The sequence below is a fragment of the Acinetobacter terrestris genome, assembly GCF_004331155.1.
Lineage (GTDB): Bacteria > Pseudomonadota > Gammaproteobacteria > Pseudomonadales > Moraxellaceae > Acinetobacter > Acinetobacter terrestris.
In genome coordinates this window covers 48255-72768 of sequence record NZ_SJNZ01000001.1, presented here as the reverse complement: position 1 = coordinate 72768, position 24514 = coordinate 48255, and the positions used below count along the sequence as shown (strand labels likewise).

The window sequence follows — 24514 nt, the reverse complement described above, 5'->3', positions numbered from 1 at the left end:
GCGTAGGCCGCTTTTTACTTTTCAAGGATAAGAATATATTCCGCAAGGTAACCAGAATCATTGGTTAGGCAAAAGGTACGTCCATGTGACCTTTGCCTAACGGCGACATCCGTGTCGCCAGTCACGATAGTAGTGTACGGCTTATAATTTCATGGATTAAATAGCAAAAATTTAAAAGAATATAAAATTGGCAGTGTAGGTTCCCTCTGCTTGAAGGAGAGGGTTAGGGAGAGGTGATTGTAAATAGCGAGGTACTATGCAAACTTTGATGAATAATTGATTGATTTTTCACCCGAAAATCTTTTTCATGCTGCAAATAACGGACTTAACCCCATTTTTCGCAACAGTTTACGGTACATACTCGAACTTCGATCGGCAGGGAAATGTGCTTCTAATGATAAATCGAGTGGTAGATATTCAGGTTTTTGATTTTCCACAATCAAACGATCTTCCTCAAAAATTTTTAAGTTAAAGTCATAGGCATCTTCAACCGGTAAGTCTTTATCATAATTTCGGCAAATCGGGGCAAATAGCCGTGTCGAACGTGCTGTCATGGGAGATGCAGCATTCATAATAACTTGTCGTGCATCGTTAGGAAAATGAATGGTTAAAGTTGCGGTAAAGGGCAAACTAATTTCAAAATGTCTGAGCCATTTAAAATCCTCCTGACCACGCTGATCTAGTCCAATCGGATAACGTCCCACACCACTGATATAGTCGGCAGAAAACCCATGATCGGTTTCAGTGGTTGTATAGTCAGGTACTTCTACATTATCCGGATCGCCAAAAGTCTCTGGATGCACCCAGGCAAAATGCGCTACATCAATAAAGCCTTCGAGCTGTCTTCCTGCAAAGCAGTTAATGTCGATTTGCGGGCAAACCAGCTGTTGATATTCAGCATCATCCCCAAATGGCATAACTGGAATATTAGGTTTGGCATTTTTTGCTGCAGTCAGTGAACACCAAATCAGGCCATACCTTTCCACTGCAGCATAGGTTTTTAGATTGAAGCGTTCCGATATTTTCTGCTCTGGGTGTGCAGGAATACGGTTGCATTTGCCCTGACTGCCGAATCGTAATCCATGATAACGACAAACCACGCCTTGCCCATCATTTTTCCCCAAGCTTAAGGGAACGCCCCGATGAGGGCAGGCATCTTTGGCAACAATAAGCTCATTCTCCATCTTGTAAATGACCAAAGGCATATCCAGCAGCATTGTACCTGTTGGCTGATCTGTAATATCACGGGCAAGGGCAATCGGATACCAATGTTGTGCTAATAAATGCCAGTCGTGTTCCTCAAATGTCATATGCACAGGTAGATCAGGATTAAAAGTGGCAATATTTTTACTGTTCATAACCGAATCTTTTTTCTTTATCTTGAGGTCGAATATAAAACAGTAGCCCGTTCTATGAAATTTCAATTAACTGGATTTGGGATTGCAAAAATTAGAACAGTGAGGCGTTGTAGAAAATAAAATAAGTGAAATGAAAAAAGATAAATCAGCGTTAAATTAACTGAAATGATCAGACAGCCATATCAATGATTAAAGAATAAGCAATTGTTTTTAATAATCGTAAATGAATAATTACAATGAGAGTCATCAAAGAAATAAAAAATTATGAGATTAGATTTGATTCTATTTATTGATTTTTATAAATTTATTTTAATGTAAAAACCGCTATTTCAATTATCATTAAAACGTCACATAGCTGTAACTTCTTTGTCATATTATAAAATCAAAATGCAATGATCGAAACAAGTACAAAACTTTATAAAAAGTAGCGTACTTCAAAATTGCATCTAATAAAGAGAGAAAAGAATGCGCTTAAATCACATCGCACTTGCTTTAGCAGTTTCAGGGGCAGTGGTAACAACAACAGCAAATGCAGCTCGTGACACCATCCAGATCGCTGGTTCTTCCACTGTGCTGCCTTATGCAAGTATTGTGGCAGAAGAATTTGGCAATACTTTTCCGCAGTTTAAAACACCGGTTGTGGGTTCTGGTGGTACATCGGGCGGTTTGAAGCAATTCTGTCAAGGCGTGGGTGACAATACTATCGACATCGCCAATGCATCTCGTAAAATTAAAGATTCTGAATTGGCTGCATGTAAGAAAGCAGGCGTGAATCAGGTGATTGAAATTAAAGTGGGTTATGACGGTATTGTATTTGCGTCTAACTCAAAAAAAGCCTCTTATAAATTACGTCCTCAACATGTATTTGCAGCGCTTGCAGCAGAATTACCTTCGAATGGTAAATTGGTTGCCAACCCGTATACACGTTGGAACCAAATTGACAAATCACTTCCAAATGAACCAATTACATTGGTAATTCCAGCATCTAACCACGGTACACGTGAAGTGTTCCAGGAAAAAATGGTTGAAGCAGGTTGTGAATCTTACGCATATTTCAAAAATTTAGATAAAGATGCACAGAAGAAAGCATGTTCTACTTTCCGTAAAGACGGCAAAGTGATTGAAATTGCAGGCGACTATACTGAAACACTGGCACGTTTAAAAACTTCTCCAAGTGCGGTAGGTGTATTTGGTCTAGGTTTCTATGATCAAAACCGTGACAAATTACGTGTAGCGACAGTCAACAATGTTGTGCCATCAGAAAAAACGATTCTAAATGGTTCTTACCCAGTATCACGTCCATTGTACTTCTACGTGAAAGGTGAGCACCTTAAATCAATCAAAGGTTTACAGCAATATTCTGAATACTTCTTAAGTAAGAAAGTTTCAGGTAAAGGTTCTAAGCTGGAAAAAGCGGGTTTGATTTCAATGTCTGATAAAGAACGTGCAAACACTCTTGCAGCTTTGAAAGCTGGTAAAGCGGTTAAGTAATTAGGATGAACGAGCTGGTGCTAGATAATTTCTAGCATCAGCTTTTTTGCAAAGACAAGGTTTTTTCAAAGCATGAAAATTGAAAAAATGCCGGAGAATACATGAATCTGCTACTCATAGGTGTGTTATTGGCATTGATTGCCGTAGCCTATCAAATCGGGTTATCTAAAAGCCGTAGCCTGGCAGGTAAGGGAAATAACTCTGCGAAGTTGCACTCTCGTCCTGGATATTACGGTGCGTTGGTGGCTTTATGGTGTGGTATCCCTGCTTTTTTAATTTTACTGGTTTGGAATATTGTCGAACCGAATATTTTACGACATGTGATTTTAGATAATGTACCTGCAAATATTGCAGCAACATTAGATCGATCTGGCATGGAAGTGGTGATTGACCGTGTTCAGGCGATTGCCTCTGGCTTTGGCGTCAGTGATCAAGCCGCAGCCTATGAAATTGCAGCAGCACAACAGTTATCCAGAATTGAAACCATCAGTTCTTTTGCTAAATTGGCAGTGGTGATCTGTGCTGCTTTGGCGGGGCTGGTTTTGGCAAAAAAACGTGTCGCCCAACAATTTCGTGCACGTAATCAGGTCGAAAAAACCATTAATATCGCTTTAGCCTTATGTTCTGGTGTAGCTATTTTAACCACCATCGGTATTGTGATGTCGATGTTTAGTGAAGCCATGCGCTTCTTTCACTTCGTCAGTCCACTCGATTTCTTCTTTGGTACAGAATGGAATCCGGGTTTTAGTACATCAGGAAATGCTGAAGGAAGTTATGGTTTGCTGCCACTGCTGTGGGGCACACTGATGGTCAGTGGTATCGCTTTATTAGTCGCAGTACCCGTCGGTTTAATGATTGCAATCTATTTGGCTGAGTATGCATCCTCTGGCTTTCGCTCTTGGGCAAAACCGGCAATTGAAGTTTTAGCCGGAATTCCAACAATTGTATACGGTGTATTTGCACTGATGATTATTGGCCCATTCTTTAAAATGCTTGGAGCAAGCGTTGGGCTAGAAATTAATGCCACCAGTGCCTTAACCGCAGGTTTCGTGATGGGGATTATGATTATCCCGTTTGTATCATCACTCTCCGATGACATTATTACCCAGGTGCCTCGCTCGCTACGTGATGGCTCTTTGGGACTCGGTGCAACCAAGTCGGAAACCATTCGTCAGGTGGTGTTGCCTGCAGCCTTGCCGGGCATTATTGGCGCATTTTTACTTGCGGCATCGCGTGCAATTGGTGAAACCATGATCGTGGTCTTGGCCGCAGGGAATAGTCCCTTACTGCATGCCAATCCGCTGGAAGCGATTTCAACCGTGACCATTACTATCGTCAATCAACTCACAGGGGATACCGACTTTGCCAGCCCACAAGCACTGGTGGCATTTGCTTTGGGATTAACCTTGTTTGTGATTACTTTAGGCCTGAACATTGTTGCACTGTTTATCGTGCGTAAATATCGCGAGCAATATGAATGAGTACTTCTAATACATCTTCCATGGATCAGGCACGTGATCCACGCGTTGCCGCTGAATTACGCGAAAAACGCAAACAAAGGATTCGTAATACTTTAGCCAAGCGTCATCGCAAAGAAAAAATGTTTCGTATATTTGGCTTCTCTGCAGTGATTACCGGTCTGTTCTTTGTGGTACTGCTATTCGGAAGTATTCTGGCAAAGGGTTTACCGGCATTTTGGCAAACCAGCATGACCGTTCCAGTCTATTTTGACCCGACCATTATTAATGCTGGCGCGAAGCCTGCGAAAAAAGAGGGCGAATCTCCGGCCCATTTTCAGGAACGCTATATTGCTTGGCAAACTGAAATGGGGATGGTCGACTGGGATGCTTTAATCGTAAATGGATTAATTGCAAAAGATCCAACTATTGCGTCCAGACGTGATGAGATTGGAAGTCTGTATACCAGTTCAGAAACATACCGTTTACGTGATCTGGTGCTCGCAGATCCAGCCTTGATTGGTCAGAAGAAAGATTTAAATATTCTAGCCGATGCCAATGTCGATGTCTGGCTGGCAGGAAATATTGATCGATCATTGCCTGATGATCAGCAGCAATTAAGCCCGGAAGTTCGCCAACTGGCTGATGATTTAAAAGCCAAAGGTGTGCTTGAAAATAGCTTTAATACTCATATTTTCACCAATCCAGACTCACGTAGTTCTCCGGCAACGTCTGGTTTAGCTGGTGCAATCATGGGCTCATTGTTCATGATGCTGATCGTGATTTTTATCTCGATTCCCATTGGTGTGGCATCTGCCATTTATCTTGAAGAATTTGCACCGAAAAATTTCATTACCGATGTCGTGGAAGTCAATATCAATAACCTTGCAGCCGTACCCTCCATTGTATTCGGTTTGCTCGGCGCTGCCATTTTTATTGGCTGGATGCAGTTACCTATTTCTGCACCCTTGGTCGGTGGTCTGGTATTAAGCCTGATGACTCTCCCAACCGTAATTATTACCACGCGTGCATCGCTTAAAGCTGTACCACCATCGATTCGTCAGGCGGCATTGGGCTTGGGTGCTTCGCGTGTACAAACGGTATTCCACCATGTATTGCCACTTGCGATACCGGGCATCTTAACCGGTGCGATTATTGGTGTAGCACAAGCCTTAGGTGAAACCGCTCCGCTGCTGCTGATTGGGATGAGTGCCTTTGTAGCGAGTGTTCCGGCTTCGCCACTCGATCAATCCACAGCATTACCGGTACAGATTTTCTTATGGCAGGGCAATGAATTACGTAACTTCTTCGAAGGGCGTACCGCTGCTGCAATTATTGTCTTACTTGCACTGATGGTGGGCCTAAATAGTCTGGCAATCTGGTTACGCAAGAAGTTTGAAGTGCGCTGGTAAGAGGAGCAATATATGAATACTGTAACAGCGATGTCAAAAACAAATTCCTTAGAACAGGATCAAACCGTGAATCAAGATCAGAAACAATTTACCTCACCCGAAGTAGATAAAAAATATCAAGGCACTGCATTTGTTTCTCAATTTGATACCAGTCCTTCGGCTAAAAAAGAAAATAAAACAGCCAATGTGAAAATAAGCACTTCGGATGTGCATGTGTACTATGGTCAAGCAGAAGCCATTAAAGGTATTGATTTAAATATCTATGAAAATGAAGTGATTGCTTTTATTGGTCCATCCGGTTGTGGTAAATCCACTTTCCTGCGTACTTTAAACCGAATGAATGACACCATTGATTCGTGCCGGGTAAGCGGTAAAGTCATGCTGGATAATCAGGATATCTATGATCCAAATTTAGATGTGGTATTGCTACGCGCGCAAGTCGGCATGGTGTTCCAGAAACCCAATCCATTCCCGAAATCAATTTTTGACAATGTGGCGTACGGTCCAAAACTTCACGGTTTGGCACGTGACAAATACGACCTGGAAGAAATTGTTGAAAATAGCCTGCATAAAGCCGGTCTTTGGGACGAAGTAAAAGACCGTTTAAACCAGCCAGGTACAGGTCTTTCTGGTGGTCAGCAACAGCGTTTATGTATTGCGCGCACTATCGCGGTGAGTCCGGAAGTGATTTTGATGGATGAACCATGTTCAGCACTGGACCCAATTGCTACGGCAAAAATTGAAGAACTGATTTCAGAGCTTTCAACCCAATATACTATTGCCATTGTGACGCACTCGATGCAGCAGGCTGCGCGTGTTTCGGATCGTACCGCATACTTTCACTTAGGTGATTTAATTGAAGTGAATGCCACTGAAAAAGTCTTTACCCAGCCGGATCATCAATTGACAGAAGCTTATATTACCGGTCGTTTTGGTTAATGAAATGACAGTATTGAAAAAGAGCCGAAAGGCTCTTTTTTATTGAATCATCCATTTTTTATCAAATATTTTTGTCTAAAAATGGAATACAACGTGTTCAGTTAGTAACCCTTTAAGCTTTATTTTTTATCCGATTATTATCTTTAGGCATATGTTTTTATGCTGAGAAAATGACTCAAGGTATGAAGTACTTAAATGGAAAACATCTCTGCAATTAGATGATTAATAAAATTCATATTGAATTTTCAATGTTTTGACCTCATGTTAAAGACAACTGCACATACAATTAGAGAAATCATTTTATATGTTATTCCATACCCCCAAATTGCCGGCCGAAATTCGAATCAGCCATTTGAATGCGCGCGTAAATGAACAACGTAAAAAAATTGCGCAAACCACCTCATCTAAATTTGAACTGTTGCAATTGACTCAACAGCTTTCAAAGGAAACGCGTTTACGCAAAAAAAATAATCAAAAAATTTATATACTCGATTTTAAGGGCGATACCGCTGCATCTGCGGTAGAAAGTTTACGTGAAGAAATTACCCTGATTTTAGCGACGGCAAAAGCAGGGCGTGACCGTGTGGTGGTTCGCTTGGAAAGCCCGGGTGGTATGGTGCATGGCTATGGTCTAGCAGCTGCACAACTGGTGCGTCTGCGTGATGCCGGTTTTAACCTGACCATCTGTGTCGATAAAGTCGCAGCCAGCGGTGGTTATATGATGGCATGTATTGCCAACGAAATTGTTTCTGCGCCGTTTGCGGTGGTGGGTTCAATTGGTGTGGTTGCGCAAGTGCCCAACTTCAACCGCTTATTAAAAGAAAAGCATATCGATTTCGAGCTTTATACCGCAGGTGAGTTTAAACGTACCGTAACCATGTTTGGCGAAAATACCGCTGAAGGTAAAGCCAAATTTGAAGAAGAGTTGCAACAAACCCATGAATTGTTTAAGCACTTTGTGGAAAAATACCGTCCACAGCTGAATGTTGAAAAAGTCGCAACAGGTGAGCATTGGTATGGAAAAGATGCGCTTGAATTAAACCTGGTCGACAAACTGCAAACTTCAGATGAATATCTGCTGGGCTTATTGGCACAGCATGATGTGTATGTGATTGATACCCGCCGTAAACCAACCTTGGGTGAAAAGTTGGGTTTACAGGCAGCTCAAATGGCAGATAGCCTGGTGCCTGCGGTGATGAATAAAGTGATGGAGACTTTGGCAAAAGCGAGTGCGAATGTCATTCAACTGCGTGATCCAAAACTTTAATTCTTTAAACCCATGCGTATGAGAGCACACTTCGGTGTGCTTTTTTTTAGCAATATTAAATGCTTATGCTAATATTATTTTATAATTCATTGATTGCTCATATATAAAATGGCGACGTTTCTTACTGTTTTGGGGTTAATGTGCATGGTCGGATTGCCAGCCTATGCCATTCTTTACATCGTTCCTCAGGTTAAGCCAGATGACTGGAAAGCGGGTGCGCCATTTTTACTGATGCTGCCTGGATTTTTAATTTTTGGCTATGGACTGTATTTAAATAGCGATAAGCCGTTAACCGTGTCAACTGCTTGTGGCACAGTGCAGTACTATAAACAGTATTCTAAAGGCGGGCGTTATAGCAGAGGGAAGACGTTTGAGCGTATTACTTTACAGCTTGATGATTCCAAATATTTTCGCCATTTCCGCTTTGATGAAAGCTTAGCACCTAAGCATAAAGGTGATTATATTTGCTTTGAGTTTCATGATCGCAAACTCAATTCACAATTACCTGAATCGACCATTTTGAAATGGATTGAACCGACCTCGATTCAGCAATAAAAAAAACAATGTAGACGTTTCACTATTTAAATATTAGTTATGTTTGGCAGCTTTAAATAAGCAGATCATGCCGGTCATGATCGCGCCAAGGGTTGCCAGTAAAATATCTTTATGCGCATCCCAAATATCACCTTGCTGGCCATTATAGTTTTCTGCTTCCTCTGGGGATAAGCCAATCGCAATCCACCATTCAATCCATTCATAGACAAGACTTGTGGTGATTACAAATTGAATGACCAATAGAAAAGTTACGCTGGGTTTTAACGTCGGTAGCCAAACTTGAAACAGGCGATAGAAAAATGGATAAAGCAACAAGCCAAAAGCAATATGCACCAGTCGATCGTACATATTGCGTGTCCAGCCTATAGACTGATTTAAATCAAAATTGAACAGCTGAATCAGCCACTCATTATAGGGCACATAAGAATAAAGATAATGCGCACCGATAATATGAATCAGTAAAAACAAGAGATATAAAGCAAAACTGAAATAAGTCAGCCCGATTTTTTTTAAACAAATCAACAGGACTATCAGCATAAATGCTGTACCGACCTGATGCAGCACATAAGAGAATAATTCGAGCGGTTGAATACTTGCAATCACAATGGCAAGGGTTAAAAAACCTAAACCAAGCCAGTGTTTCAAGGTGAGCTGGTATTCAATCATCTTATGGTTTTCGACTATAAAGTATTGGAATTATAATAAAAAAGCGAAGCCGAAGCTTCGCTTTTTCTGACTGAAATTTAATTAGATTTTAGCAATTAAATCTTTAATTTGTTTGGCTTGCTCAGCTGCATTACCTGTATAAGTTGCAGGTGTCATTGTCGCAAGACGTGCACGATCCGCAGCAGGAACAGCTTCAAGTTCATTACCATTTACGAAGTTCACCATCATTTCGCGAGTCATTGCTTGACCACGAGTCAGGGCTTTTAATTTTTCGTATGGTTTTTCTACGTTATAACGACGCATAACCGTTTGAATCGGTTCAGCCAGTACTTCCTGAGCATGGTCTAAATCTTCAGCAATACGTGCAGCGTTAAGCTCTAATTTGCCAATACCTTTAGAGCAAGCTTCAAAAGCGATCAAGCTTTGCGCAAAACCAACACCCATGTTACGAAGAACAGTAGAGTCAGTTAAGTCACGTTGCCAGCGAGATACTGGAAGTTTTTCACCCAAGTGAGCCAATACAGCATTGGCAAGACCTAAGTTACCTTCAGAGTTTTCGAAGTCAATCGGGTTAACTTTGTGTGGCATAGTTGAAGAACCCACTTCACCTTCTTTCAAACGTTGTTTGAAGAAACCTAAAGAGATATAACCCCAAACGTCACGGTTAAAGTCGATCAAGATAGTATTGAAACGACGAAGCGCATCAAAAAGTTCCGCCATGTAATCATGTGGTTCAATTTGAGTGGTGTACGGGTTGAACGCTAAACCTAAAGATTCAACAAAAGCTTGTGAATGAGCAGGCCAGTTAATGTCCGGATATGCTGAATAATGTGCATTGTAGTTACCTACAGCGCCATTGATTTTACCCAGCAATTCAACATTGTTAAATTGTTTGATTTGGCGTGCAAGGCGGTAAGCCACATTTGCCATTTCTTTACCCAAAGTGGTTGGGCTTGCAGTTTGACCATGCGTACGAGACAACATTGGTTGTTCAGCATGCGTTTCAGCCAAAGCTGCAATTGCATCGATGATGCTTTGCATTGAAGCAACCAGAACCTCACGACCATTTTTTAACATCAGGGCGTGAGACAAGTTGTTGATGTCTTCAGAAGTACATGCAAAGTGAATGAATTCACCCGCATCTTTCAATTCATCAATGTGGGCAATTTTTTCTTTAAGAAAGTATTCAACCGCTTTTACATCGTGGTTGGTGGTACGTTCAATTTCTTTAATGCGGTTTGCATCATCTTCAGAGAAATCAGTCACAATTGCATCTAGAGCAGCATTGGTTGCTGCTGAAAAAGCTGGAACTTCAGTGATTTCAGGACGGTTTGCAAGCGCTTGTAACCAGCGCACTTCAACAGTCACACGAGCATGGATTAAACCAAACTCAGAGAGGAAAGGACGTAGAGCATCACATTTGCTCGCGTAGCGTCCATCTAATGGAGAAAGTGCGGTTAAAGCGTTCATAGCGATTCCTTAAACATTGGAATTAAACGTAAAACAAAGCCCGCACAGCATCAGTTAAACCACCTGATACTGTAAACGGGCAAGATCTTGAATATCTTGGAGCAGCTTACGCTTACTGAAAATCATACCCCATGAACTGCCGCCCATTTGACGCCATAAGTGCGCCAGTTGCAGGCCAGTAAACAGGGAAGCACGAATACGATTGGTATGGGAAGTATCTTTAAACGCTTGGGCATTGCCTTTGACCATAATGCGCGGATTAATTTGTCCCGCAGTTTCAATATAGGTTTGGGCTAGGTTGGCAATAATACTGGGATGCAGATAATTATTATCAAAAAATGAAAGTTGCTTTAATATTTTTTGTTGGGATTTTTCAATAATTTCAACGAATTTTGGATTGCTATAGACTTTTTTCTCTAATTGTAACAAGGCCATGGCATAGCTCATTGGCAACTTGGCGCTAGAGAGTTTGGGTAAACGGGATTTGGGGGAGGTGTTAAACGGTTGGTTAATACTATTTTCTAAGGTTTTTAAACCGAGGGAAATGTCAGCAAGCTGATTAAAAAAATCTAAGGTTTGGCAGGATTCATTGGCGGTAGGGCGGATATTCAGGCTGGCTTTGATGAGTTGTTCTAAATAGAAACTACCGCTTTCACCAATACTCTGTTGTCCCGACATGGCGGTCATATGGGTCAGCTGTGTCGATTGAAACACAGCTGCCAACGCCAAAGCACGGTTTTGGCGTATATTCAAAGTTTGAGGCTGTTGAAAGGGTAACTCAGCCATGCCTATCGCTTCCTTTTAAATAAAATCAGGTTTTGGCGCATTGGTATGATGAATCACACCGCCACCTAAACAAACTTCATCTGCGTAGAACACTACACTTTGTCCTGGAGTCACCGCACGTTGCGGTTCGTCAAATTCAACACGTACGCCATTTGGCATATCGGTATCTTTATAAATCACACAGCCTTGATCGGGTTGGCGATAACGCGTTTTCGCAGTGCAACGGAATCCAGTCTCTGGAATTTCTTGTTCACCCGCAACCCAGTCAATCGCTTCACTCCAAAGTATAGTACTTTGCATCAGTGGATGTTCATGACCCTGACCAATGACGAGGCGGTTGTTTTCAATATCTTTATAAAGAACAAACCATGCACCTTCAGATTCGCCTTTAAGACCACCCAAGCCGATGCCGCCACGTTGACCGAGCGTATAGTACATTAAGCCGTGATGTTCACCAACCTCTTTACCTGTATCTAGGTAAATTTTTCCAGCTTGGGCAGGCAAATACTGTTTTAAGAAGTCATTAAAACGACGTTCGCCAATAAAGCAAATGCCGGTTGAATCTTTTTTCTTCGCTGTGGCTAAACCAAGTTCTTCAGCAATACGACGAACTTCCGGTTTTTCAATTTCACCCACAGGGAACAGGGTTTTGTTAATTTCACGACCATGTACGGCATGTAAGAAATAAGTTTGATCTTTATTTTGGTCAAAGCCGCGTAATAAAGGTGCGTATTCTTCACCACGTGAGTTGATCAGGGTTTCACCGCGACGGCAGTAATGACCAGTGGCAATAAAGTCTGCGCCCAAGTTCACGGCATGGTCTAAGAAGGCACGGAACTTGATTTCTTTATTACACAAGATATCCGGGTTTGGAGTGCGGCCAGCCGCATATTCCGCCAGGAAGTGCTCAAAGACACGATCCCAATATTCCATGGCAAAGTTGGCTGTATGCAGTTTGATGCCAATTTTGTCGCAAACGGCTTGCGCATCGGCAAGGTCTTCCATGGCCGTGCAATATTCCGTGCCGTCATCTTCTTCCCAGTTTTTCATGAAAAGTCCTTCAACCTGATATCCTTGTTGAAGAAGAAGCGCTGCAGAAACAGAAGAATCTACACCACCAGACATACCGACGATGACACGTTGTTGCATAGGATTAAGCATCCAAAGTTGAAATTAAGGGAGAATTTTGGTGCTCGTAAATGAGCGATAAAGGATATTTTTGACCAGATAAAGCATCTTCCACGGCTTTAATCACTAAGGGACTACGTGCTCGTGCAGACTCTTTTAACTCATCCAGCGTCATCCAGACTGCACCAATAATACCTGTATCGAGCTTGGCATCCGGATGATATTGAACATCACGCGCCAGGAAGCAAAAACGATAGTAAGTACGGTCAGGAAACATTGGGGGAGTATAGGTATAGATGCCAAGCAATGATTCGATTTCGACATCATGCCCGGTTTCTTCCATGGTTTCGCGAATGGCAGCCTCAATGATAGTTTCGCCAGCTTCAACATGACCTGCAGGCTGATTAAACACGGTATGGGTTACGCCTTCCGTATGTTCTTCAACAAAAAGGAATTTGCCGTTTTTTTCGACAACGGTGGCTACGGTAACGTGAGCAGTCCAAGCGGTCATTGAAAAGCACCAGGGAGTAAAAGGGCTATTCTACAAAATTTAGGACGTGGTGGCTATGATGGGAGGGGATTTCTTTGGCGGTTTATAAAATTGCAATGAATTGATGTCTATTTTTAGAATTACCTTTTACAGTTAAGTTGTATAAATATAAATTATTAATAATAGCTAACTAAAGTCGTGGAACAATGTTTGAATAGTGAGCGTGAAACGCGAATATTGAAATAAAAGTCACTCGATTGAGCTGACTACTGAAATGAGTTTTATGAAGATATTAATGCAAAAGGAAAAAAGTTAAAGCATTTCTTATAAGGTTTAGTATGTTAATTTTAGGAAAACTTAAAAAATGAAGAAATTAAAAATCATCTTTTCAGTAATTTTAGTCATGGTAATTTTATGGGGTATACAATGGATGTTTCATGGTTTTCCAGTAAAACCTTCAAATATTAATAATGCAAAACCTACTGGAGATATAGAATCCAACTTAAACACGTTCTTAACTGACAGAGCCTTACCACGAATAATAGAAAGTTGTATTCCTCTTTATAATACTGATTTCAGAAGATTAAATCCTCAACTTAAAAATTCACCTGATTTAATTACTGCTGATTATTTTAATAAAAATCAATTGATAACAACTAATCCTCATACAAGAAAAAAAGAAGCTAACTTATCTACTGTAAATATTATTAATGAATTTTTTACTGTTTTAGATAGTCCAATGAGTGATCCAAAAATGCTACAAGAATGTTTCGGAAATTATGGTTATACACTTCAAGACATGAGAAGAATTAAGAAAAATTTTAGCAATTTTGCAAACTCAAATTAATTAAACACCCTCATTTAATATAATGGGCATTAGACGAAGTACACTTATATATTGATTTAAATATCAACAATTTAAAAATTTATTCATGACTAAAAAGTAGTAAAAAGCCGATTCTGAAACAAGTCGGCTTTTATGGTTTTGATTTTAGATCCCTCGGCAAGAAAATTTGAGAACCATGCCGTGATCATCAACACATTATAAAATATGGAATCTTACTTATAATTTCCCGCCACCTTCACATAATTCTGCGCTGAATAAGGCAAAAACTCTTTTTCCTTATCAGTGAGCGGGCGAACTTTTTTCACAGGACTGCCCACATATAAATAGCCACTTTCTAAAACCTTATTCGGTGGAACCAGTGAACCTGCGCCAATCATCACGTCATCTTCAACGATGACATCATCCAAAATAATGGTGCCAATACCGACCAAAACCCGATTACCAATGGTACAGCCATGTAATTTGACATGATGACCAATGGTGACATCTTCGCCAATAATCAGCGGTGAACCTTCAGGCTTATCGGCTTTTTTATGGCTGACATGCAGCATGGAATGGTCTTGCACATTCGAGTTTTTACCAATATGAATATGATTCACATCACCACGAATCACCGCAAAAGGCCAGACTGAAACGTTTTCAGCCAAACTCACGTCCCCAATTACCACCGACATTTCATCAATGTAACAAGTGGCATCAATTTTAGGAGAGTGATCTAGATAAGGGCGAATATTCTTTTTCATGATTGGAATTCGGGGCAAGGGTATGGCGTCATTATAAAATAAAAAAGCATCCAAACCGAGGTCAGGATGCTTTGGTCTAAGTTAAAAAATTCTGCTTAGAATGATTAGAATAAATTGCTAAAGAATTGTTTGATATGGTCGATAATTTTTGCAAAGAAACCTGCTTCTTCAACATCTTGAAGTGCAACAAGCGGTTTTTCTGAAATCACTTTACCATCAATACTAGCGACAAATTTACCAATCACTTGACCTTTTTTAAGTGGCGCAGTGAGTTTTGGTTGAACAACCAATTGGGTTTTGATCGCATTCGCCTGACCTTTTTGCATGGTCACATTGAAGTTTTCAGCTAAGCCAATTTGAACGTCATTGCTTTTACCATACCAAACTTTCGCTTTGGCTAAAACCTGATTGGCTGGTTGTACTTTAACGGTTTCAAAGTTTGCATAACCCCAAGCCAAAATTTCACGTGTCTGAGATGCACGTTCATTCATGCTTGGCGCACCAAAAATCACTGAAATTAAACGCAAGGGACCACGTTTGGCAGAAGTGGTTAAGCAATAACCTGCTTCGTCAGTGTGACCGGTTTTTAAGCCATCTACACTTGGGTCGGTATAAAGCAAGGCATTACGGTTGCCTTGTTTAATACCGTTAAAAGTAAATTCTTTTTCAGAGTAGATTGGGTAATACTTTGAGCTGTCATGAATGATATGTTGCGCAAGCGTCGCCATATCTTTTGCAGTCGAGTAGTGACCTTCAGCAGGCATACCGGTTGAATTGATAAAGCTGGTATTGGTCATGCCTATACGTTTTGCTTCTTCATTCATCATGTGGGCAAAAGTGCCTTCATTCCCGGCAATATGTTCTGCCATGGCTTTAGAGGCATCATTACCTGACTGGATGATAATCCCGCGGAGCATTTCCAATGCGGTTGCAGTACCGTTTAACGGTACATACATACATGATTCCGAGCTGCTGCCACGACACCATGCCGATTCGTTCATACGAACTTTTTCATCTTCCGTGAGATCACCGCTCAACAACTTCTGTTCGATGATGTAACTGGTCATCATCTTGGTCATTGAAGCTGGTGCTAATTTTTCATTTTCATTTTTTGCTGCGAGGAGTTGCCCCGTCTCATAGTCCATCAAAACATAAGATTTATTATTGAGTTCTGGTGGTGCAGATAAGACAGTTGCTGCGTATGTGAAACTAGGTAAAAGTAATAATGCAGCAAGGGCGCTTTTTCTGGTCATTCTAGGTGGTTCCAATACGTGAATAAGGCACAAAGAGCCTAGCATTCTAGGATAAAGCTAGGCCGACTTCTACGGGGAAATCGGCTTATTTCAAAAGTATTGTAACCAATTTGTATTAATTACTGTAAGTAGTCAATTCTTGGCAAATTTCTTTGTTTTTTGCATCACCGGCTTTTTTCGCATCCGTACGTGCTTCCGCTAAAATTGACTTGAATTTTTTCTCTTTACTGAGCTTGGATAAAGCTGAAACAGCATCCTTTTCCTGAGGTAAATATTCTTGTGCAAGTTTGGAATATCCTTTCTCAAACTGTGCATCATCTTTTACCAGACTTGGGCAGACTTCTGACAGCACATAAATGGCAGCCAGTTCTTGCTGAGTAATTTTTTGAGTGGGAGTCACATTAATATTTTCTTCTTGTTGTGTTGCCGCGTGAGTTACTGAAACTGTCATTAGAGAAATTGTCATTAGAGCAGTGGTCAATAAACCCGAAGATAGAGATTTGAACATGGATGATTTCATTTAAGCAGACCTAAATTATTTAAAAAATAACAATATAAATAAGCTTAACGGTATTTTGGGTAATTGTAAGTACTCAAATGTATTGAAGCTGTTGAAAAATGAAGAATAAGTGAAGGGGATTTAAGGGTAGAATTTGACTTGTATTTATTTTATAGAAAACAGGGCATGAAGGTGGATACATCTGCATACCCATTTATAGAATACTCAATCGGTTGAATATTCTATAGGCCTGATCTGTGGTGAATTATGCTTCGTAATTGACTACGTCATCACAAACTGATTTTTGTTCATCCTTACTGGTTTCTTTTGCAGCCTGACGCGCTTCATCAAGCACTGACTTATATTCTGTATCTGCCTGAATTTTGTCGTAAGTCATCGATTTATCTGAATAGTCTTGCAGATAAGACTGAATAAGTTGATGAATATTGTGATCAAATTTTGCATTTTTACCCACAATTGCAGGGCATACTTCAGCCATGACTTGAGCCGAAGCAAGGTCTTCCTTAACAATGGTATTGGCTTCAGCTTGAGTTAAGCCTTCATCGGCTAAAACAGCCTGTGATAATAACGCTGCAAAACCTAAACCCAAGAAGCCACGAAAGGAGATCATTTTAATCATTTTTTAGTCACACATTTTGAATGGATGTCGAGCGTTAAATATATATAATTCTTTGTCTTATTCAATCAAATGTTCTGACCAGTCATTTTTTAAACCGTTACGAGATTTTTAAGTGAATATATTAATTGCCAATGATGATGGCGTTTTTGCTCCCGGTATCCAAGCGCTTGCGCATGCTTTAGCTCCTTTAGGCCGCGTTGTTATTGTTGCCCCAGAAAGTGAGCGCAGTGGTTTTTCCAGTGCCTTAACTTTAGATCGACCCTTGCGTCCCATTCAAATTTCACCCGATGTCTGGGCTGTGAATGGCACACCTGCAGATTGCGTCTATTTATCTATGAATGGCTTATTTGATTTTGAATTTGATCTGGTGGTCAGTGGGATTAATAGTGGTGCCAACCTAGGCGATGATGTTCTTTATTCGGGAACAGTCGGTGCAGCATTTGAAGGACGTTTAATGAAACAGCCTGCAATTGCGGTTTCTATGGCAGGACCCAATGTTCGCTCTTATGAGCACCCGAACGATTATGCTGTTGCTGCACACTGGGTACATGATTTTATTGCTTCAGGTTTGCCAGTGTTACCACCACGGCATATTTTTAATGTGAACATTCCCGATGTGCCTGAATTGCAAGGTTCAAAAATTACCTATCAGGGCAGACGCAGCCAGTCCAAACCGATTACCAGTCATGTAGACCCGCGTGGTCGTCAAGTTTATTGGATTGGCCTGTCAGGAGAGGCAGTCGCGGAGCCTAAAAAAGGCCTGACGGATATAGAGTCGGATTTTTTTGCCGTGGCAAATGGCTATGTGAGTATCACACCGATACAAATGGATGCAACAAATTATGACATTTTGAGCACATTACATGCACAGTTTTCCAAAGAGTAGCAAGTAGTGTTATAACTTTGTGAAAATGTAGAAGTGAAATAATTTTTTATATACTTTTTTGCTAATCTTAGCGCAAATCAATAAATACATTTGTATGTAGAGAGGAAGATTAATGCACGTGGTGTCACAATATCGTTTATTTGCTGTGCCTTCAGCCTTGCTGAAAACCATTGTGTTGTCTACAGCTGTTATTTCGACTGTTATTTTGAGTGGCTGTGCTTCAAAACCACAAATTCAGAATGCAACACGTTATGCAACTGCACCAGACTACTATACCGTTCGATCTGGAGACACTTTAAGTGGGATTGCTGCCCGTTATGGTTTAGCTTATACCAGCGTTGCTGATATGAATGACATAACACCGCCGTATCGCATTTATGTGGGACAGTCTTTACGTTTAAAAGATTCTGGTTCACGTCGTACCACCACGACTCAAGCGGTGACACAAGCTGCCCCGATTCAACGTCAAACCGTTCAAATTCCAACTGCTCCAGTTAAAACCACTCCAGCTGTTGTCGCAAATGTTCCAACCGCGCCGGTAGCATCTTCCAAAGCATCTGCATTGCGTTGGGTTAAACCAAGCAATGGATCTGTACTGCAAAACTTTAATTTAGCCAATAATATTAAAGGGATCCGTTATGCAGGGAACGTGGGCGATACCATTTATGCAGCCGCGGATGGACAAGTGGTTTATGCAGCGGACGGTTTAAAAGAATATGGCAATTTGATTCTGATCAAGCATATTAATGGTTATATTTCAGCTTATGCACATAACAGTAAAATGAATGTGAAAAGTGGTGATAATGTAACGGCAGGGCAAAAAATTGCAGAAATGGGTTCATCAGGTACCACCCGCACCATGCTTGAATTCCAGGTCCGTTTAGACGGCAAGCCTATTGATCCGACTAATGTCTTACCTCTTAATTAAATAAATTGAATGCAATACTTGAATTTCACCGTATAATACAATGAGTTGCTTTTATCGAAAGATAAAGCATCTCATAAGTTCAGAGGGAAATTTATGTTAGATCAACTTCGAGCAATGGGTGTCTTTGCTTGTGTTGTAGAAAAAAACTCGTTCAGTGGTGCAGCCCGCGATTTAGGCATCACCACCAGCGCTGTAAGTCAACAAATTCGTTCTTTAGAAAATGAGATGGAAGTTACACTTTTACATCGTTCTACCAGAAAGTTGAGTTTGACTGAAGTGGGACAAGCTTTTTTCCACAGCTGTCAAGAGATGCTCGCTGCTGCAGAGCGCGGAAAAATACGAATTAATGAGCTGCGTGATGATCTTGTTGGCGATTTACGTATTGCAACTACGCCAGAATTAGCTGCAAATCATGTCATTCCAGCATTGTCACATTGGATGTCTGCTCATCGAGGTTTGGCAGTTCATGTAGAAGCTGACAATCAATATATTGACCTGATTGAAGGTCGTATTGATATTGCGTTGCGCATAAGTTCAAAAATTGAAGATAGTAATTTGCATGTTGTACCGCTTGCTCGAGTTGAGCAGGTTCTTGTTGCTTCACCGAGTTATTTGAATCAGTCGACACCTATTTCACGTCCTGAGGATTTAAAGCATCATGATTTAATTCCAATGAATGTGATCAAAAATTATCAATATTTGTCATTCCAGCATGGTGTGACAAATGAAGACATTAGTTTAGAGATGCGTTCGAGATTGACCTCAAATAATGTCTTGGTTGCCAAAGCATTATGTCAGCAAGGACATGGGATCGCTCGAATTTTATATTTAGATGCACAAAAAGATTTAGTAAATGGCGCTTTGGTTGAAGTTTTACCGGAGTGGAAGTTACCAAGTTTTACCTTGTATGCCATTATTTCAAAACATGAACAACAGCCGATGAAAATTCATCGTTGTTTAGAGGCGCTAAAACAATATTTCTGCCAATTACCCGGTGGCAGAATTTATCAAGAAGCTTCATAAAAGCCGATGAGTATGAAAAAAAGCCGCTATAAGCGGCTTTTCGTTTTTGAACGATTAAAGAATTAAGCTAAAAAGGCTTTAATCATTTTTACAAGACGAGAAATCAATTGATCGGCTTGTTCTTGAGTAATGTTTAAAGTAGGAAGTAGGCGAACAACAGAACCTGCAGTCACGTTAATAATCAAATGATATTCATCACGTGCAATATTAACCAGTTCACCACACGCTTTTGGCAATTCAATACCAATCATTAAACCGAAACCACGGACAATGACATTTTGATCAGCCAGTTTGTTGCGCAGCTGATCGACAATATAAGCACCTTTTTCGGCAGCATTGGCAACGATATTCTCTTTTTGCATAATATCGAGAACGGTATATACCACACGTGAACCCAATGCTGTACCGCTATAAGTTGAACCATGGTTGCCTGCAGTCAGTACACCAACACCACGACCCTGAGTCATTACGGCGCCAATCGGAAAGCCGTTACCCAAACCTTTTGCCGTGGTTAAAACATCTGGAACAATGTTGGTATGCTGGTAAGCAAAGTATTTACCGGTACGGCCATTACCAGTTTGAACTTCATCAAGCATCATCAACCAGTTATGCTGATTACAGATTTGACGAATTTCTTCGAGGTAGCTAAAGCCTTGAGGGGCAGTATTTACGCCACCTTCACCTTGGATCGGTTCAACAAAAATCGCCACGATGTCCGGGTGGTTAATTGCTGCTTCTTCAATGGCTTCAATGTCACCAAACGGTACGCGAATAAAACCTTCAACCAGTGGTCCGAAACCTTCCTGAACTTTCTTGTTGCCGGTTGCAGCAAGGGTAGCCATGGTACGGCCATGGAAAGAACGGTCCGCAACAATGATTTTTGGAGTAGCAATGCCTTGCATCGATCCAAATTTACGGGCAATTTTAATTGCACCTTCATTGGATTCCGCACCACTGTTCGAGAAGAAAATTTCTTCCATGCCTGAAACTTCAGCAAGTTTTTGTGCTGCCGCAGTTTGCCAAGGCACTTCAAACAGGTTGCTGGTGTGAATGAGAGTTGCCGCTTGATCAGCAATGGCTTCAGCAATAACAGGATGAGCATGACCTAGACCACATACAGCAATACCTGTAAGTGCATCAAAATATTCAGTGCCATCTTCTGTATAAAGATAAGAACCTCGACCGCGAACAAAGCTGATCGGCTGACGGCCAAAGACTGGCATCAAGTGTGAAGGTTGATCAGATTGCACAGGTGCAAGGGTAATGTTATTCATGACTAACTCTTATCTGTTAGGTGGGAAAATAAAAGTTTATATAAGCAAAAACTGCTACAGAATAAAAGCCCAAATGTAAATAAAAATGGAAATATTGCTTTAGTCATACTGTTTTGTTAAGTTTTGGGTATAATGCGAGGCAGATTAGTTGAGGATTTATCAATGACTGAACAAGCACGCGATACTGAAGCGTTAATTCGTGACCAAATTGCTAAACATGCAGTACTCCTTTACATGAAAGGTACGCCGCAATTCCCACAATGTGGTTTCTCTGCACGTGCGGTAGAAGCACTCAGTCAAATTGGTCGTCCATTTGCTTATGTAAACATTTTGGAAAACCCAGACATTCGCGCAACTTTGCCGCAAATTGCAAATTGGCCTACTTTTCCACAATTGTGGATCAATGGCGAATTGATTGGCGGTAGCGATATCATGCTTGATATGTTCCAAAAAGGTGAATTAAAAACCTTGATCGAACAGTACAGCCCAGCACCTGAAGCTTAATTCAGTTGTGAAGTAATTAAAAAAGCGCCTTGTGGCGCTTTTTTAATGTTTATTTTTAATCAAGTTTTTAAAGAAGCAGATTACTCTACTTCTGACTTTATCTTGCTGCTGTCTTTAGATTCGACCACATCAGCGGGAACAGGCTGTTTTTCCGCTTCTTCTTTCAGCTTTTTTTTGGCTTTTTTCTTTTTTTTCTTTTTCTTGGTCTCTTCCTCAAATGCTGCGCCATCTTCAATGGCTTGCCAATATTCAAGCTGATCCATCACTGCAGCATAAATTGAATTTTTGCTATAGCGACCTTTCTTGTTCAGCGTGCCGACAGGGCGAGCCATGAGAATTTCTAAAGCCTGATCGATGGTTTGAATGGCATGAATATGGAATTGACCTTTTTCAACCGCTTCAATGACATCGTGTCGCAACATTAAATGTTGCATGTTTTGACGCGGAATAATCACACCTTGTTTGCCGGTTAAGCCATGTAATTTACACGCATCGAAGAAACCTTCAATTTTGGCATTTACTCCGCCAATCGGTTGTACCTGACCCAGCTGATTCATCGAGCCGGTAATTGCCCAAGACTGGTCAATCGGCAGTTGGCTAATGGCTGACAATAATGCGGAAAGTTCAGCCACGGTTGCGCTGTCGCCATCGACCTGGCCATAGCTTTGCTCAAAGGCGAGGGCAGCAGAGAAATGCAGAATTTGTTCTCGACCAAAGTGCGCCTTTAAGAAACTCGACATCAATAACACACCTTTGGCATGTAAGGAGCCACCGAGTTCCACACTACGCTCAATATCAAGAATATCGCCACCGCCTTGATAGACCGAAGCGGTTAAGCGCGAAGGCAAACCAAATTCAACATCTGCATATTGAATTACAGAGAGGGCATTGATCTGTCCTAAACGATGACCTTTGGTCTCAATCAGCTGTGTACCACGAGACAAATCTTCCCAGTACAATTCACGTAAATAGCCTAGGCGGTACTTACGATGATCGAGCGCGGTATTGATATGCTTGTCGGTCACGATTTTGTCGCCCGACTTTTCAGCATGATGATGTGCCTCACGAATCAAGTCACCCAGCGTTAAAGCATGTAATGACAATGAACTCTGGTCTTCAGCTTGACGACTCGAATCGGTCAGCAATGCCGCTAAAGCAGAACGCTCAAAAGGCAATAATTTGTCTGCTTGCACATAATCGGCAATCAGCTGCATATACGCCTGCTCGTTACTGTCATTACGTTGTAATGTATCTGTAAAGTCGGCCCGAATTTTAAAGACACTGCCGAGTTCTGGTTCGACTTCTAGAATTTCATAATAAACTTCAGGTTCTGCAAGTAAAACCACTTTTAAATTCAATGGAATAGATTGAGGTTCAATCGAGATACTGCCGGTTAAAGTCAGCATGTGTTCTAGTGAAGATAATTTTAGCTGTCCAGATTTTAAGGCACGCTTTAAACCTTGCCATGCATAAGGCTGTTCAAGCAGTTGCTCGGCTTCGAGCATTAAAAAGCCGCCATTGGCTTTATGTAATGTACCCGGGCGAATCAGGGTGAAGTCTGTGGTGATGGTGCCATTTTGAGTTAGTTGTTCGACATGACCCAGTAAATTGTAATGCGTTGGGAAGTCTTCAAAAATCACCGGTGCGCCAGAATTTGGCTTGTAGGAAACAATGATATTGGCTTGATAACGCGCAGGCACACGGCTGAACAAACCTGGGGTAAAGTCATCTTCTTCTTGCTCAAGCACGATTTCAACATTGTTAATAATGTCTTCGGCATAGTATTTGAGATAGTCTTTTAAGCCTTCGACTTCACCAAACTTATTCAGGATTTGCTCGATCCGTGGCATCACCACCTGTTTTGCGATATCACGATTCAAGACTTGCACTTTGTCGCGTGCATCATCTTCCAAATCGCCCAGATGCAAGCCTAAGCGTTCCAGTTTTTTATCCATGTAACGCATATTGGTTGAAATTTCAGCCCGCTCTTTACTGTTCAGCGCATTAATGTCTTCTGCTGTCATTTCTTCCGGTGAATCGTCAATGAAATGAACCGGAACAAAGCAGTGTTCTTCATTACGAGTAATCAGTTTCAGATCAAGTGCTTCACCTTCTTTGGTGAGATCAATTAATGCTTGATGTTGTTCATCCCCAATTTGCTGGCGAATCAGTTCGATACGATTGTGATAAATTTCTGCAGTAAAACGGCGTTCTAACTGTTTTAAGATGGTTTGCCAGGTCTGATGCAATAGCGTTTGAAATTTAGTCGCTTGTCCAGATGGAAGCTCGAGCGCAATCGGTTGGCGTGGCAGTTTAAAATTATTGACATAGACCCAGTCATTTGGTGTCGGCATTGTTTTGGCGTGCTGTTGCAATAAACGCTTAATCATCGTGCGTTTGCCGAGGCCCGCCGTACCCACAGCAAAAATGTTATAGCCTGAATAAGGTAAGGCAATACCGGCTTCTACAGAGGCACGCGCGCGGTCTTGCCCCAGAAAATTATTCAGCGGTTTCAGTCGACGTGTTGACGCAGGAATTTTATCGTAATTAGGGATATGCGTCAGTTGTTCAGATTTCAGTTTGGTTTTTTCTAGAGTGCTTTGTATTTCTGGTTGTTCAAATGCTGAAGTTAAAATGTTTTGGCTCGGTTGTTCGGTGTTGCTAATAATATTGGCGGATAAAGAAGAGTTCATTTGCTCGAGTCTTTGGGTCACTGTGAAAATCCAAAACGAAATATTGCGGTAGAGCTTTAAAGGTATACAGGTTTGCTTGAAAAATTCAAGCGGACAGGGTGCTTTAATCGATAAAATAAAATAATGATTTCGTAAATATTGTTGAAACCTATCGCATTACGCGTTTGAATAGCGGCATTGAGTTTTTGCAGAACATAATAAATCA

At 41.1% G+C, this 24514-nt stretch carries 23 protein-coding genes; 11 read left to right on the top strand and 12 right to left on the bottom strand.

The features are described from left to right. Window positions 1-305: 305 nt before the first annotated feature. Window positions 306-1358 (bottom strand): Rieske 2Fe-2S domain-containing protein, encoded by a 1053-nt coding sequence (locus tag E0H81_RS00345; RefSeq protein WP_131315630.1) that lies wholly within the window; start codon window positions 1356-1358, stop codon window positions 306-308. 465 nt (window positions 1359-1823) lie between these two features. Here E0H81_RS00345 and E0H81_RS00340 point away from each other — a divergent pair, with 465 nt between their 5' ends. From E0H81_RS00340 to E0H81_RS00315, 6 genes are all read left to right on the top strand, one after another. Continuing rightward, a complete protein-coding gene (locus E0H81_RS00340) occupies window positions 1824-2849 on the top strand; it encodes a substrate-binding domain-containing protein (RefSeq protein ID WP_131315628.1) in 1026 nt (341 codons plus the stop codon). Between the two features lie 101 nt (window positions 2850-2950). Then, window positions 2951-4330, top strand: a complete 1380-nt coding sequence (pstC, locus tag E0H81_RS00335) for a phosphate ABC transporter permease subunit PstC (protein ID WP_131315626.1) — start codon at window positions 2951-2953, stop codon at window positions 4328-4330. Next, window positions 4327-5718 (top strand): phosphate ABC transporter permease PstA, encoded by a 1392-nt coding sequence (gene pstA, locus E0H81_RS00330; protein WP_131315624.1) that lies wholly within the window; start codon window positions 4327-4329, stop codon window positions 5716-5718. Before pstC ends, pstA begins: the two co-directional genes overlap by 4 nt. A gap of 12 nt (window positions 5719-5730) precedes the next feature. Continuing rightward, window positions 5731-6657, top strand: coding sequence for a phosphate ABC transporter ATP-binding protein PstB (gene pstB, locus E0H81_RS00325; protein ID WP_131315622.1), 927 nt, complete (start codon window positions 5731-5733; stop codon window positions 6655-6657). 304 nt (window positions 6658-6961) lie between these two features. Beyond that, entirely contained in the window at window positions 6962-7924 is a 963-nt protein-coding gene (gene sohB / locus E0H81_RS00320) for a protease SohB (RefSeq protein ID WP_131315620.1), read from the top strand. A gap of 144 nt (window positions 7925-8068) precedes the next feature. After that, window positions 8069-8479, top strand: a complete 411-nt coding sequence (locus E0H81_RS00315; RefSeq protein WP_131315618.1) for a hypothetical protein — start codon at window positions 8069-8071, stop codon at window positions 8477-8479. 33 nt (window positions 8480-8512) lie between these two features. On the opposite strand, the gene E0H81_RS00310 is transcribed toward E0H81_RS00315, so the two are convergent. The 5 genes from E0H81_RS00310 to E0H81_RS00290 all read right to left on the bottom strand — a co-directional run bounded on the left by E0H81_RS00310 (window position 8513) and on the right by E0H81_RS00290 (window position 13040). Continuing rightward, complete coding sequence (locus tag E0H81_RS00310; RefSeq protein ID WP_131315616.1) at window positions 8513-9145, bottom strand: DUF2238 domain-containing protein; 633 nt, start codon at window positions 9143-9145, stop codon at window positions 8513-8515. A gap of 81 nt (window positions 9146-9226) precedes the next feature. Next, on the bottom strand, window positions 9227-10615 hold the full coding sequence (purB, locus tag E0H81_RS00305; protein ID WP_131315614.1) for an adenylosuccinate lyase: 1389 nt from the start codon (window positions 10613-10615) through the stop codon (window positions 9227-9229). Between the two features lie 54 nt (window positions 10616-10669). Beyond that, on the bottom strand, window positions 10670-11401 hold the full coding sequence (gene hflD / locus E0H81_RS00300) for a high frequency lysogenization protein HflD (protein ID WP_131315612.1): 732 nt from the start codon (window positions 11399-11401) through the stop codon (window positions 10670-10672). Between the two features lie 15 nt (window positions 11402-11416). Continuing rightward, window positions 11417-12550: a tRNA 2-thiouridine(34) synthase MnmA gene (mnmA, locus tag E0H81_RS00295; protein WP_131315610.1), complete on the bottom strand. Its 1134-nt coding sequence runs from the start codon at window positions 12548-12550 to the stop codon at window positions 11417-11419. Window positions 12551-12554: 4 nt separating this feature from the next. Continuing rightward, on the bottom strand, window positions 12555-13040 hold the full coding sequence (locus E0H81_RS00290; RefSeq protein ID WP_131268902.1) for an NUDIX hydrolase: 486 nt from the start codon (window positions 13038-13040) through the stop codon (window positions 12555-12557). Window positions 13041-13383: 343 nt separating this feature from the next. Between E0H81_RS00290 and E0H81_RS00285 the strand changes: the two genes are divergently transcribed. Beyond that, window positions 13384-13866: a hypothetical protein gene (locus E0H81_RS00285; RefSeq protein WP_131315608.1), complete on the top strand. Its 483-nt coding sequence runs from the start codon at window positions 13384-13386 to the stop codon at window positions 13864-13866. A 212-nt stretch (window positions 13867-14078) separates the two neighbouring features. On the opposite strand, the gene E0H81_RS00280 is transcribed toward E0H81_RS00285, so the two are convergent. The 4 genes from E0H81_RS00280 to E0H81_RS00265 all read right to left on the bottom strand — a co-directional run bounded on the left by E0H81_RS00280 (window position 14079) and on the right by E0H81_RS00265 (window position 17001). Continuing rightward, entirely contained in the window at window positions 14079-14609 is a 531-nt protein-coding gene (locus E0H81_RS00280) for a gamma carbonic anhydrase family protein (protein ID WP_131315606.1), read from the bottom strand. A gap of 104 nt (window positions 14610-14713) precedes the next feature. After that, window positions 14714-15862 (bottom strand): D-alanyl-D-alanine carboxypeptidase PBP5/6, encoded by a 1149-nt coding sequence (gene dacC, locus E0H81_RS00275; protein WP_131268905.1) that lies wholly within the window; start codon window positions 15860-15862, stop codon window positions 14714-14716. A 115-nt stretch (window positions 15863-15977) separates the two neighbouring features. Beyond that, window positions 15978-16382, bottom strand: a complete 405-nt coding sequence (locus tag E0H81_RS00270; protein WP_131315604.1) for an MCR_0457 family protein — start codon at window positions 16380-16382, stop codon at window positions 15978-15980. 244 nt (window positions 16383-16626) lie between these two features. Next, on the bottom strand, window positions 16627-17001 hold the full coding sequence (locus tag E0H81_RS00265) for an MCR_0457 family protein (RefSeq protein ID WP_131315602.1): 375 nt from the start codon (window positions 16999-17001) through the stop codon (window positions 16627-16629). A gap of 112 nt (window positions 17002-17113) precedes the next feature. Between E0H81_RS00265 and surE the strand changes: the two genes are divergently transcribed. The 3 genes from surE to E0H81_RS00250 all read left to right on the top strand — a co-directional run bounded on the left by surE (window position 17114) and on the right by E0H81_RS00250 (window position 19838). Continuing rightward, the gene (gene surE, locus E0H81_RS00260) at window positions 17114-17887 is read left to right on the top strand and encodes a 5'/3'-nucleotidase SurE (RefSeq protein WP_131315600.1); all 774 of its coding nucleotides are present in this window, start codon (window positions 17114-17116) and stop codon (window positions 17885-17887) included. 112 nt (window positions 17888-17999) lie between these two features. Then, window positions 18000-18815: a peptidoglycan DD-metalloendopeptidase family protein gene (locus E0H81_RS00255; RefSeq protein ID WP_131315598.1), complete on the top strand. Its 816-nt coding sequence runs from the start codon at window positions 18000-18002 to the stop codon at window positions 18813-18815. Between the two features lie 93 nt (window positions 18816-18908). Beyond that, entirely contained in the window at window positions 18909-19838 is a 930-nt protein-coding gene (locus E0H81_RS00250; RefSeq protein ID WP_131315596.1) for a LysR family transcriptional regulator, read from the top strand. Between the two features lie 62 nt (window positions 19839-19900). Here E0H81_RS00250 and E0H81_RS00245 read toward each other — a convergent pair whose 3' ends face one another. Next, the gene (locus tag E0H81_RS00245) at window positions 19901-21112 is read right to left on the bottom strand and encodes an aspartate aminotransferase family protein (protein WP_131315594.1); all 1212 of its coding nucleotides are present in this window, start codon (window positions 21110-21112) and stop codon (window positions 19901-19903) included. Between the two features lie 162 nt (window positions 21113-21274). On the opposite strand from E0H81_RS00245, the gene grxD reads away from it, so the two are divergent. Further along, window positions 21275-21616: a Grx4 family monothiol glutaredoxin gene (gene grxD, locus E0H81_RS00240; protein ID WP_131315592.1), complete on the top strand. Its 342-nt coding sequence runs from the start codon at window positions 21275-21277 to the stop codon at window positions 21614-21616. Window positions 21617-21696: 80 nt separating this feature from the next. Here grxD and E0H81_RS00235 read toward each other — a convergent pair whose 3' ends face one another. Continuing rightward, window positions 21697-24330, bottom strand: a complete 2634-nt coding sequence (locus tag E0H81_RS00235; RefSeq protein ID WP_131315590.1) for a Lon protease family protein — start codon at window positions 24328-24330, stop codon at window positions 21697-21699. Window positions 24331-24514 lie beyond the last annotated feature (184 nt).